Origin of the sequence: Vibrio cincinnatiensis DSM 19608 (assembly GCF_900167345.1) — a bacterium.
GTDB classification, from domain to species: domain Bacteria; phylum Pseudomonadota; class Gammaproteobacteria; order Enterobacterales; family Vibrionaceae; genus Vibrio; species Vibrio cincinnatiensis.
The window spans coordinates 110,201-122,192 of the sequence record NZ_FUXB01000010.1 but is presented as its reverse complement, the minus strand read 5'-3'; the positions used below and the strand labels follow the sequence as shown (position 1 = coordinate 122,192).

Annotated in this window: 12 protein-coding genes; 4 read left to right on the top strand and 8 right to left on the bottom strand. The window is 43.4% G+C overall.

The window, feature by feature from the left end; genetic code table 11:
• Window positions 1-94: 94 nt before the first annotated feature.
• The 5 genes from B5D54_RS10845 to B5D54_RS10825 all read right to left on the bottom strand — a co-directional run bounded on the left by B5D54_RS10845 (window position 95) and on the right by B5D54_RS10825 (window position 5,914).
• The gene (locus B5D54_RS10845; protein ID WP_078926569.1) at window positions 95-907 is read right to left on the bottom strand and encodes a dimethyl sulfoxide reductase anchor subunit family protein; all 813 of its coding nucleotides are present in this window, start codon (window positions 905-907) and stop codon (window positions 95-97) included.
• A 3-nt stretch (window positions 908-910) separates the two neighbouring features.
• Window positions 911-1,528: a DMSO/selenate family reductase complex B subunit gene (locus B5D54_RS10840; protein WP_078926568.1), complete on the bottom strand. Its 618-nt coding sequence runs from the start codon at window positions 1,526-1,528 to the stop codon at window positions 911-913.
• A gap of 10 nt (window positions 1,529-1,538) precedes the next feature.
• Window positions 1,539-3,974, bottom strand: a complete 2,436-nt coding sequence (locus B5D54_RS10835) for a DMSO/selenate family reductase complex A subunit (protein WP_078926567.1) — start codon at window positions 3,972-3,974, stop codon at window positions 1,539-1,541.
• Between the two features lie 142 nt (window positions 3,975-4,116).
• On the bottom strand, window positions 4,117-4,629 hold the full coding sequence (locus B5D54_RS10830; RefSeq protein WP_078926566.1) for a 4Fe-4S binding protein: 513 nt from the start codon (window positions 4,627-4,629) through the stop codon (window positions 4,117-4,119).
• A 190-nt stretch (window positions 4,630-4,819) separates the two neighbouring features.
• Entirely contained in the window at window positions 4,820-5,914 is a 1,095-nt protein-coding gene (locus B5D54_RS10825) for an NADH:flavin oxidoreductase/NADH oxidase (RefSeq protein WP_078926565.1), read from the bottom strand.
• Between the two features lie 108 nt (window positions 5,915-6,022).
• On the opposite strand from B5D54_RS10825, the gene B5D54_RS10820 reads away from it, so the two are divergent.
• The gene (locus B5D54_RS10820) at window positions 6,023-6,955 is read left to right on the top strand and encodes a LysR family transcriptional regulator (protein WP_078926564.1); all 933 of its coding nucleotides are present in this window, start codon (window positions 6,023-6,025) and stop codon (window positions 6,953-6,955) included.
• Complete coding sequence (locus B5D54_RS10815; protein WP_078926562.1) at window positions 6,948-7,418, top strand: NanQ anomerase/TabA/YiaL family protein; 471 nt, start codon at window positions 6,948-6,950, stop codon at window positions 7,416-7,418. Before B5D54_RS10820 ends, B5D54_RS10815 begins: the two co-directional genes overlap by 8 nt.
• A 156-nt stretch (window positions 7,419-7,574) precedes the next feature.
• On the opposite strand, the gene B5D54_RS17285 is transcribed toward B5D54_RS10815, so the two are convergent.
• Together B5D54_RS17285 and B5D54_RS17280 are read right to left on the bottom strand one after the other, a co-directional pair.
• Window positions 7,575-7,742, bottom strand: a complete 168-nt coding sequence (locus tag B5D54_RS17285; protein ID WP_199251522.1) for a DsrE/DsrF/TusD sulfur relay family protein — start codon at window positions 7,740-7,742, stop codon at window positions 7,575-7,577.
• Between the two features lie 12 nt (window positions 7,743-7,754).
• Window positions 7,755-7,931, bottom strand: coding sequence for a DsrE family protein (locus tag B5D54_RS17280; protein WP_199251521.1), 177 nt, complete (start codon window positions 7,929-7,931; stop codon window positions 7,755-7,757).
• A 157-nt stretch (window positions 7,932-8,088) separates the two neighbouring features.
• Here B5D54_RS17280 and B5D54_RS10805 point away from each other — a divergent pair, with 157 nt between their 5' ends.
• Complete coding sequence (locus B5D54_RS10805) at window positions 8,089-8,766, top strand: ArsR/SmtB family transcription factor (protein WP_078926560.1); 678 nt, start codon at window positions 8,089-8,091, stop codon at window positions 8,764-8,766.
• Between the two features lie 125 nt (window positions 8,767-8,891).
• Here B5D54_RS10805 and xylA read toward each other — a convergent pair whose 3' ends face one another.
• The gene (xylA, locus tag B5D54_RS10800) at window positions 8,892-10,214 is read right to left on the bottom strand and encodes a xylose isomerase (protein ID WP_078926559.1); all 1,323 of its coding nucleotides are present in this window, start codon (window positions 10,212-10,214) and stop codon (window positions 8,892-8,894) included.
• Window positions 10,215-10,534: 320 nt separating this feature from the next.
• Here xylA and B5D54_RS10795 point away from each other — a divergent pair, with 320 nt between their 5' ends.
• Entirely contained in the window at window positions 10,535-11,938 is a 1,404-nt protein-coding gene (locus B5D54_RS10795; protein ID WP_078926558.1) for a sugar porter family MFS transporter, read from the top strand.
• The last annotated feature ends 54 nt before the right edge of the window (window positions 11,939-11,992 follow it).

The following is an 11,992-nucleotide window of genomic DNA, read 5'->3' as shown; positions in this document are numbered from 1 at the left end:
ACTCCTCAATTTTCATGACTAAGCACAGGCTGAATGTTCATATTTCACTCATTGAACAATAGGTTATTTATTGAAAAATAGCCCTATCATGCGATTACATGGTTATCCACCATAGGTTATAAAAGGTGATCCTAGCGGCAAATTCACCCACAAGTACCAGCATAGCGCTGCCCAATAGCACAGGTTTGACTTGCTGTTTTTTCAAACCGCCTAATACGGCGGCCAGCAGCGCCAGAATGACCGCGGCAAGGTAAATAAACCAGAATGGTTCTTGTGCACTCACTAAATGGGGAACGCGTTCATTCAAAAAGCCCATGTAGCCAGAACGCGTAGCAATAGCGGTTATCGTTCCCACAATGACCGCTAAGCTGCCAAGCCGATAAACCCCTAACGCTAAAGCGCCCATTCCACCCGAAATCAGCACCGTCAACCATAAATGTAATGAGGTATAGTAACTATTCCACGCAGGAACGGTCTCTAATTGGTAAACCTGAGTAATTGACCAAGCAAACACTAAACCCAGTAATACCGCTAAACCATTTAAACCTTGATGCAGTGAGTCGGAAATGGTGAGCCTAGCCTTTATTTTTACGATTTCACGTACGCGAGGAAAACTCAGTGCAACGGTTAACAAAGCACAGCCAAAATAGAGGCCACTGAGTACAATTTCATTACTCATGGGTGAACGTAATAAGCCAAATAGTAAGTTAAATGCCCGCTGTGGCTGCCCCATGTGTAAGCCACCAATCGCCATACCTATCGCAAATAAAATTAACCCAATCAGGTTAATTTTATGCCGTTGAGAGGGCGTAATTTGCCCGATTAAGCCAGCAATCCATGCTAGCAACATCATGCCAACCGCAGTCTGGCCTAAAACGGTAAAGAAAACTAAAGGTAATTCATGCATCGTTTAAACCTCTGATGGATTTTGAATAGCGCCGGTGGTATCGCCCGACATTCGCGCATCGGCATGGGCTTTAATCACTAAACTTGGCTTGGTTAATCGAGGATCAGGCAATGGTGCAACCGCATTGGTATTCCCATATTTAGCTCGTAGAATCTCAATCTCATCAAAATCGAGCGCCCGTTGCGGGCAAGATTCAACACAAACCGGTTTCAGCCCTTGTGCAACACGCTGATAGCAACCATCACATTTTGACATCACTTTCTTCTGCTCATCGAACTGAGGAGCCCCATAAGGACAGCGCATTTCACAGTAACGACAGCCGATACAAACCTCTTGATCCACCACCACTAACCCATCTTCTTGGCGTTTATGCATCGCTCCCGTTGGGCAGCCTTTTACACAAGCGGGATCCGCACAGTGGTTACAAGAAATAGACAAATAGTAATTGAAAGTATCTTGTTTCCACGCATTTCCTACTTTTTGCCAGTCACCCCCACCGTATTCATACACGCGGCGATATTTGGGGCCTACTTCGAGTGCCTTCTCATCTTTACAACTGATTTGGCAAGTTTTACAGCCAGTACATTTGGATGAGTCGACAAAAAAGCCGTATTGTTTCATTTAAAATCTCCTAGATGCGCTTAACGTCGACCAAGTTCGTGTGTTGTGGGTTACCTTTAGCTAAAGCCGTTGGTCGTAGAGAGGTCAAACGGTTAATACAACCACCAACATCCACGCCTTCTTTATTGGTCTGAGCCCATGCCCCTTCTGGCATCGCCGTTACCCCCGGCATAATGCGCGGTGAAACTTTGGCTTTAATTCTTAACCGTCCACGATCATTAAACACTTCGACAAAATCATCCGTGTGAATACCTCGGGCTTGTGCATCAATAGGATTCATCCATAACACATCGGGCGCAGCTTCTTTCAATTGCGCGACCGATGAATAGGTTGAGTGGCAATGACCTTTAGTATGAAAGCCTGTCAACTGTAAGGGGTACTTACTTAACATGGGCTTATCTTCAATACCTTCAACGGCGGGCCAATATTCCGGAATGGCGGAGATTTTATCACCCGGTAGTAATTCCCACTTCATCGCCAATTCAGCTAACTGCTCAGAGTAGATTTCAATTTTACCTGATGGCGTTTTTAATGGATGCTGCTGAGGGTTATCACGAAATGCTTTCAGCGCAATATGCTGACTGCTATCTGCCACTCGGCGATCAATCACTCCCATACCATCGGTTTCTGCAAATGGCGGAAGATGAGGCTCTTGCTTGCGAACTTGGTTATAAGCATGTTCGATCCACTCTTGATAACTCCGTCCCTCAGTAAAGGCCTCTTTAATGCCCATTTTTTCGGCAATGTCAGCTAACACATCATAAGTTGGACGGTTCTCCCACATCGGCTCAATGGCTTTTTGTAGACGTACTAAATAGTGATACGAGCCAGATTGGTATGAGTTATTGATCAACTCATCGGATTCTAAGGTTGAAACATCCGGTAGTAATAAATCGGCATACTTCGCTGAAGCGGTCATGTGGTTATCCCAAACCAGAATAAATTCACATAAAGATTCATCGCGCAGCACTTTATCGACTTGGTTGAGATCCGAATGCTGGTTAGCGGTTACGTTCGAGGCATAATTCCAAAGAAATTTCACATTGGTGGCTAATCGATCTCGGCCTTGAACATAATCTTTCTCTGCCGTCATTTCCGTGCCGCGAGTAATGGCATCTAGCCAACTGAAACAAGGAATGGAGACTTTGACGGGGTTTGGAATCGCCAGCCCTGCCAGCGGATAGTTAACACTGCCTCCCCAAGTACCAATATTGGTGCCAGGGCGACCAAACTGCCCAGTCATAATAGGTAGCATCATAATTGCACGAGAAGCATGTTCACCATTTTGAGTTCGCTGAACACCCCACCCTTGAGAGATCCAGGCCGCTTTGGCTCCTGCAATTTCACGTGCCAATTCACGAATACGTTGGGCCGGAATTTCGGTTAACGCTTCAGCCCATTCTGGTGTTTTTTCGATCTTATCTTCACCAAGCCCAAGAATATAAGCTTTATAGGATGAGTTCGCTGGCGCACTGGCAGGTAAGGTTTCTTCACTCCAACCGACGGTATATTGGTTAAGCATGGCCTCATCGAGCAGATTTTCTTTAATCAAGGTATGCCCAATGGCCGCCACCAATGCCGCATCCGTTCCGGGACGAATTGGTAACCATTCGGCATTAAATGCGGTCACACTGTCGGTACGACGAGGATCAATCAAAATAACCCTAGCGCCACTTTGCTCCAGTGCATGGTAAATTTCCGCAATCTGTCCACCGCCAGACATACGAGTTTCAGCCAAGTTTTGGCCAAACATCACCACTAAATCGGAATGTTTGATCTCAGCAAATAAGGTTTGTTGCTCAGTGCCATAGATATTCCCCGCTTGTCCAAAAACAAATGGTTGAATTCGGTTAAGCTGCGCTTCGGAATAGGTATTGTGCATATCCAAAAAGCCGCCGGCTAAATTCAGCAGGCGCTTACAGGTATTACGCCCTTGTAAGTTTGCCCCTGTTGTTCCACTGCCATATTGATAATAAATCGCTTCATTACCATAAGTGCTGATCACTCGTTGCAGTTCATTGGCCACAATAGTGGTTGCTTCATCCCAACTGATGCGTTTGAATTTACCTTCACCGCGTTGACCCACTCTCTTCATTGGGTACTTCAAACGATCGGGGTTATAGGTACGAAAACGGGCAGAGCGCCCACGCAAGCAAGGACGAATTTGGTGTTGACCAAAAATGGCCTCATTTACCCCATCTTCTGGGGAAATTTTGACCGCCACGCCCTCACGAACATGTACTTTAAATGGACAACGACTACCACAGTTCACCAAGCAAGCACTGTAACGGATCTGCTCTTCACTCGAAGGCATTTCACTTTTAGCCGCCAAGGCATTAAATGGCAAACTGATTGAACTGGCCGCAACGGCGGCACCAGAAGCCACGACAGAGCTCTGAATGAATTCACGGCGTGTAAATAGTTTTTTTATTATTGATGTGGACATAGACCCTCCAATGTATGGGTCTATTATCAATAATAGCAATGATGTTCCCCCATGATCATCATCAATTAAAGATGAATTACCGGTAACATCAACAACAAAACAGAATTAACCGCTAACAAAAGCTGGTATTACTAGCCATTCATTAGGTTCTGATATTCCAAGTAATGGCATTTGCAGGGCAAACACTGCGACACTGTCCACACCCATGACACAAGCTAGGGTCTACGGTCGGTTTTTGATCCGGTAGGCATTGAATCGCCGCCGTTGGGCACTGTTCCACACACAGTTCACAGTAACCCAATAAGCGGCTATGGCACTGGTTAGCAAAGGTAGGTAGCAATTCTGTCTGTGAAGCAGGCTGAAGCGCTCCTGTCGGGCAGGCTTGAGCACACTGGCTACATAACTGACAGTGATTATAATCCACGCAAAGCTCTGGCCACGGTTCATTTAACTGAATGACTGAATTTGGGCAGGCCTTAACACATAAACCACAGCCATCACACAATTCACGAAAAAGCCCTTCCGCTAATGCTCCCGGAGGACGTGGAATGGTACGCTTTGGCAAGTTTTCCGCTTCTTGGTAAGCCGATTTACCACGGGCCAACATGCCTCGAAAAAGATCACGTCGACTAAAACTGCGAGGGATATCGCTCATAATGACCAGTGTAGAAATAGAAATGACACGCTAATCATAGCGCGAAAAAACAAAAATCAAAAAGTGAACTTCACAGCCCTCCGCGCTTTCATCCCTTCTGTTCAGCCCAATCAAACAAGGCCGCAGAGAATAAAATAAAGCCGCAATGCAAAATGCAGTGCGACTTATCAATCAAAAAAAGTATAAAAAATCACTCAGTAAGAGCATAACGCTCTAACCAATGTGCATAAGGTGCGGGTAAAGTCCAAGATGGCTTATCAACCCCCAGTTTTCGCGCCAGCGTATAAGTCCAGTGAGGGTCGGCTAAATAGGCTCGGCCAATCATCACTAAATCCATTTGACCGTCAGCTACCACTCGCTGTGCATCTTCGGCTTTATCAATCCCCCAAGAGGAAGCGACCGGAAGCCCCGTCTCTTTTTTCACACGTTCCGCTATCGGAGCCAAAAACGCTGGCCCCCAAGGAATGTTAGCCTCTTTCGTCGAAAAGCCGACACTGACGTTCACCATATCCAGCCCGACTTCCTTCATCTCATTGAGTAAGACAATGGCTTCTTGCAAGGTTTCTTCATCACGACCATCAAATTCTATCACGCCCAAACGAGCGGTTAACGGTAAGGTTTCTGGCCATACTTCACGTACTGCTTGCAACGTTTCTAACAAGAAACGTCCACGCGCCTTAGCATCACCACCGTAACCATCTTGTCTCTGATTAGCGTGAACAGAGAAAAAGCTTTGCGCAAGGTAACCGTGAGCAAAATGCAGTTCAAGCCATTCAAACCCCGCGGCTAAAGCCCGTTGCGCCGCTTGCACAAAATCGGCTTTGACGCGTTCAATATCTTCAAGAGTCATCGCTTTAGGTTCTTTTGCTAAATGCCCCCCAAAAGGAATGGCAGAAGGTGAAAGGGTTTCCCAGCCGCCTTCTCCTTCAATATGGTCATCACCTTGCCATGGAATGTTGGCGCTGGCTTTTCTACCAGCATGGCCAATTTGAATACCCGGTACACTGCCGTTGCTTTTAATGGTTTGTGCCAGTTTCGCTAACTCTTGTGCTTGAGCCTCATTCCAAATGCCTAAACATTTAGGCGTGATCCGCCCTTCAGGAGAAACGGCCGTAGCTTCAACAATCACCAAACCAGCACCACCACGAGCAAGGCCGGCATAGTGAACTTGGTGCCAATCATTCGCTACCCCATCCGTTGCACTGTATTGGCACATAGGAGGAATCGCAATACGGTTTTTTAACGTCACAGATTTTAACTGGAAAGATTCAAATAACGCGGACATAACTCTTCTCATCAGCAGATTTAACCATTTAGGAAACCTAGTCTAGCGCTTGCTAAGTTAAATAAAAAATTATTAAATGTTTTCAGGTTAATAATTTTTGGTTATCACATGATCAACCCAATTTGGTTAAAAACGTTTAAAACACTGGTCGATATCGGGCACTTCACCCAGACTGCCGAACAACTCAATATGACTCAACCCGGTGTCAGTCAACATATTGCCAAGCTCGAGGCGGCCTGCCATTACCCTCTTATCAAACGTTTTAATAAACAGTTTGAACTAACGATTCACGGAAAAAAAGTTTACCAATACGCACAGAAATGGCTGGAAGAAGAGCAACAATTGCTACAAGAACTGGGGCATGATGAACCCTTTAAAGGGAAATGTACCCTCGGTTGTTCAGGCACACTAGCGTGGTTACTCTACTCACCGTTACTTGAACTGCAAATGACTTACCCGGAACTGACCATTGAATTAGAGGCTACGCCTAATGAAAGAATTTATGAACAAGTTCATAAAGGTGCGATTGATATCGGTCTCGTCACTAAGCCACCCAGTACCAAATATTTTGATAGCCAAATCGTGGGCGTTGAGTCTTTAGTGTTTGTGGTACCCAGTACCTATGATCGCCACCTCCCCTTAACGGAACTCCTACCTCGCTTAGGTGTGGTACGTCATCCGGATTTAGAACACTATTTTCATGCTTATCTTTCACACAGCAACGATCCACAATTAGCCAAACTCGACCTCACTTCCATTCCCAGCAAAAGTTACATTAATCAGGTCCATCAAGTTTTGCTGCCCGTGGCGAAAGGAATCGGCTTTAGCGTGGTTCCGAAATGCTGCGTGAGTTTGTTTTCTGAGCAAGATAAACTGGCGGTATTACCCGTGACAGAAGAGATTCAAGAACCCCTTTATTTGGTCACAAAACGCCACGCGCCGTTAGCCAAACGATATGAATTAGTCGTTGAAACCATTCAATCGGTTCTCAATTCCTGTAATCTTTTGTCGAAAAACCACCAAGAGGCAAACCATGTTTAAAGGCCATTTATCTGCGCTTGCAGAGTATTCACAGCTTCCCACAAAACTTTTAGATGTCATCGACACTGTCAAACAACACCTAGCCACTCACCCAAGTAATGGACGCTACACACTCGAAGGCGATGAGGTTTTCTTCTTTATTGTTGATGATCACAGCCAACCACTAAATGAACGTAAAGCAGAAATTCATAAAAAATATCTTGATGTACAGATTGTGTTAGAAGGGGAAGAGCGTTTTGGCTTTAGCCTGCATCCATTTCAAAGCCTCGCAGAAGATTATTTAGAAGAGCGAGATCTGGCTTTTAGTGAAGATATTATTGATGAACAGTTTGTCGATTTATCTGAAAATGAATTTATTATTTTTGATGCTGAGCAGCCACACCGACCCCTTATTGCCGTTGAAAACCCATGCCCAATCCGCAAAGCGGTAATAAAGGTGGCTAAGGTTTGGTTAGAGGGATAAGTACGATTTATTTCTACGTCATTCATCAGAACTCTAAATAGCATGTTTAAAGAGACTGCTTCACAAGGCAAGGGAACTTAGAAAAGCCATCGCTCAATATTACTCCTGTTAAAAAAACAGATTTGATAACGATGGCTTAAACCGCTCTCAGGTTATTTAGAAAGTTAGCACTCGCTCACTATCAGTTACCCACTCAGCAAGTGCTTGCATCGTTGAATGTTCAGCCCCTTCAAAATAAGGATGATTTTTATAAATACCGCAACGCGCCATGCAAGTACCACAAACTTTGACGGTAGCCCCTTGAGTAATCAGATCTTTAAGCATTTGCGAGAGATCCTAATCATAACCTTCTGGCGGCTTACAAATATCTCGTGCCATATCAACCGAGTCATTCATTAAAAAAAGCCGAACATCATTCCCAGTGTCAAGCAACTGACCTGCTAAACGTAGTCCATTCCAAGTAACATCCGTATTGTCATAGGGTTCACGATTAAAAATAATGAGTACTTTCATATCCTTTCCTTTATTTTTCTTATGCTAAACAAACTTAAACATTCAATCATTGTGTTGAATGATTGATCGTTGTATTCTGGCTGTCAAGAACAAACCCATGTAGGATCCTTAATTTAACCTTTTATTGTTCGGGTAAATTCAATTACAGAGAGACCACATGCCACTACATGCTCCTAAAGATACGCTTTACACCACTTTAGCTGAGGTAGCGCAAAGTATTGCTCATTCACATCGCTTGGAATTGCTAGAGTACTTAGCTCAAGGACAACATAGCGTTGAAGAGCTAGCTGCACTCAGTGGGCTAACATTTGCCAATACATCCCGTCATTTACAAATTCTTCGCCGAGCACGATTAGTTGAAACCGAACGTCGAGGAAAAAATATCCTGTACAGTATTGTTAACCAAAATGAAGTAGTGGCTCTTCTTAAAGCATTAGGTTGCGTAGGAGAACGTAATCGAGCTGAGATAAAACAAATAATGAATGACTATTTTGATGAGAAAGATTCACTGACTCCAGTGTCACGAGAAACGCTCCTCTCCCAGTTACAAGAGGGAACAGTCACTTTGATCGATGTTCGCCCCGAGCATGAATTTAATCAAGGTCATTTACCTGGAGCGCTTAATATTACGCTTGATGAGTTAGAAGCCCATCTTGCCCTAATTCCTAAAAATCAACAGATTGTCGCTTACTGTCGAGGACCTTATTGTGTGCTCTCTTTTGAAGTCGTCGAATACCTTAGAGCAAAAGGTTATCGAGTGCGTCGACTTGAAGATGGTTATCCTGAATGGAAAGCGGCAGGGTTAGAGGTTGAGAGCGTGAATAGCACGCTTTAGTGTTTTTATCTAGCAAAAATATTCATGGTAAATACTCTATCAAGGGCAGTAATGCCTTGCCCCTACTGGATAAAGTAGGGGCAATATGAAACTGCAACGATAGCTAAAATCTATATGGTTAGTAATTACTTATCGAAAATATAGCGATTGACTAAGTTTTCTAAGTACTCTTGTTTCCCTGACTCACGCTGGGGTTGGATATCATTCTCTACAACAAATTTAGCAATAGATTCTAAACTATGTTCACCAGAGAGAATCGCTTTTCCAAAAGTTTCATTCCATCCCGCATATCGCTGAGCAATATTTTTGCCTAGCTTGTCATCTTGAATCATCAGAGCCGCTTTTTCCAGCGCCAATGCCATAGTGTCCATACCACCGATGTGCCCGTAGAATAGATCCTCTGCATCAATGGAAGGGCGACGTAGGCGGGCATCAAAGTTCAAGCCGCCTGTGGTAAAGCCCCCCGATTTTAAGATCTCATACATAACTAACGTGTTTTCTTCAACACTATTAGGGAACTGATCAGTATCCCATCCCAATTGGGGGTCACCACGATTTGCATCCACCGAGCCGAAGATACCCAAAGAGGTCGCCATCGCAATTTCATGCTGGAAACTATGACCTGCTAGCGTTGCATGGTTAGCTTCAATATTAACTTTTACTTCATTCTCTAAACCAAATTGTTTAAGGAACCCATATACAGTAGCAGTATCATAATCATATTGATGCTTCGTGGGTTCTTGTGGTTTAGGCTCAATCAAAATTGTACCTTTAAATCCGCTCTTATGTTTATGTTCAACAACCATCTGCATCAATCGGCCAAGTTGCTCACGTTCTTGGCGTAAATCCGTATTCAGTAAAGTTTCATAACCTTCACGTCCACCCCATAGCACATAGTTTTCTCCGCCTAAACGCTGAGTCGCATTCATGGCATTAAAAATCTGTGTGGCTGCATAAGCGAAAACTTTAGGATCCGGATTTGTTGCCGCCCCTGCCATATAACGAGGATTCGAGAACGCATTTGCCGTTCCCCATAGTAGTTTCACTCCACTTTCTTGTTGCTTTGCTTCTAAAACGTCGACCATATGGGCAAAATTACGGGTGTATTCTTTGATATTATTACCTTCTGGTGCCACATCTACATCATGGAAACAGTAGTACGGCACACCCAGCTTTTTGTAAAATTCAAATGCAACATCCGCTTTCATCTGCGCCAGTTCCATTTCGTTACCCACTTTTTGCCATGGACGCTCAAAAGTGCCTTGTCCGAATACATCAGCACCCGGCCAAACAAAATTATGCCAATAACAAGCAGCAAAACGGAGATGATCCTTCATGGATTTACCTAGAATCATTTTATCTGGATCATAATGACGAAAAGCAAGGGCATTATTGGTTTCCAAACCTTCATATTTAATTGAATCTATATTAGGAAAAAACTCTTTCATATTTTACTCTCATTAATTTTTGTGATTGACAATCCGCGGTATCTGAATAGTTGGAAATAAATCAAACATCAGGTATTGTTTTATTTTCATTTTTACACATCACAATTCAATTATGATTTTTCATAAGTAGGTTTAGATATTTATCAAATGTGAGTCGAACCACACTTTACTCAGAACTATAGATTTCAATAGCTTAATGAAATAAATGCTTTAATATCACATTTACTAAATAACGTAATAATAATGTTTTATTCCGTAATTTATTTATCCCTATTTCTCAACAAGAATATTATGACCCTACATAAAAATGAGGAATAAATATGAAACGCAACATTAATGTGCTCCACCTTACTTTGGTGGTGGCACTTGGTGGGCTCCTATTTGGTTATGACACGGCTGTCATATCAGGAGCAACTGAAGCGCTACAACATTATTTTCAGCTCACTGCTGCTGAACTAGGCTTTGCAGCATCTTCAGCTTTAATTGGCTGTGTCATTGGTGCAATTCTATCCGGTGATTTCAGTACCCGTTATGGTAGGCGAGGTGCGCTCAAAATTGCGGCTCTCCTGTTTTTAATCTCCGCCATAGGCTCGGCAATTCCGGAAAGTTACTGGACATTTGTCATTTACCGCATTATCGGTGGTATTGGTGTCGGTATCGCCTCAATGGTGTCCCCCATGTATATTGCTGAAGTGGCTCCTCCTAAAAAGAGAGGTGGCTTAGTAGCTTGTAACCAGTTCGCCATTATCTTTGGTATGTTAGTGGTTTACTTTGTTAATTACGGCATTGCGCTTATTGGCACAGAAAGCTGGTTAAATGTAACAGGCTGGCGCTATATGTTTGCATCGGAAGTTATTCCTGCGGCTCTTTTTCTAGTTTTACTCTTTACTGTACCTGAAACACCACGCTGGTTAGTGTTACGTGGGCGGAATGAGGAAGCTTATGCCCTACTCAACGCACTAAATAAAGGAGCAAAATCAGACGTTGAACATCAGTGGCAAGAGATTCAATCGTCATTCAAACAGCGTAATAATAGCGCCATTATCGCTGGTGGATTTATGGGAGTCCTTGTGATTGGTATCATGCTTAGTGTTCTCCAACAAGTCACAGGGATCAATGTTTTCCTCTATTACGCTCCAACAATCCTGAAAGGCTTTAGTAATTCCAGTATTGATATTGCGTTACTACAAACTATTTTGGTTGGTGCGGTGAACCTCAGTTTTACCGTTGTGGCGATTCTCACTGTAGACAAATTCGGTCGCAGACCACTTATGATGATAGGTGCCAGCTTAATGGCAGTCAGTATGATTGCTATTGGTACAGCAGCATATATGAATGCTATCGGAGGTTATCTACTAGTATTTGTACTACTTTACATTGGGGCTTTTGCACTGTCTCTCGGTCCTGTTGTATGGGTACTTCTATCTGAAATATTCCCTAATAATATTCGTTCAAAAGCTTTATCTATTGCTGTTTTTGCCCAGTGGGCAGCAAACTTTTTTGTTTCACAGACTTTCCCTATGATGAACGATCCTGAAAGCCGTATTTATCAAACATTCAATGGGGGATTCCCGTTCTGGCTATACGGTATTATGGGAATCTTTACGATCTATTTTATCTATAGATGGGTACCAGAAACAAAAGGACGATCTTTGGAAGAATTAGAAGCATTATGGGAAAAACCAGCCACAACAAATAAAGAGCAAGTTATTATCAATCAATAGTTATTACTTCACCATGAAACAGAGAAACCTATATGTGTATAGTAGGTTTCTTTG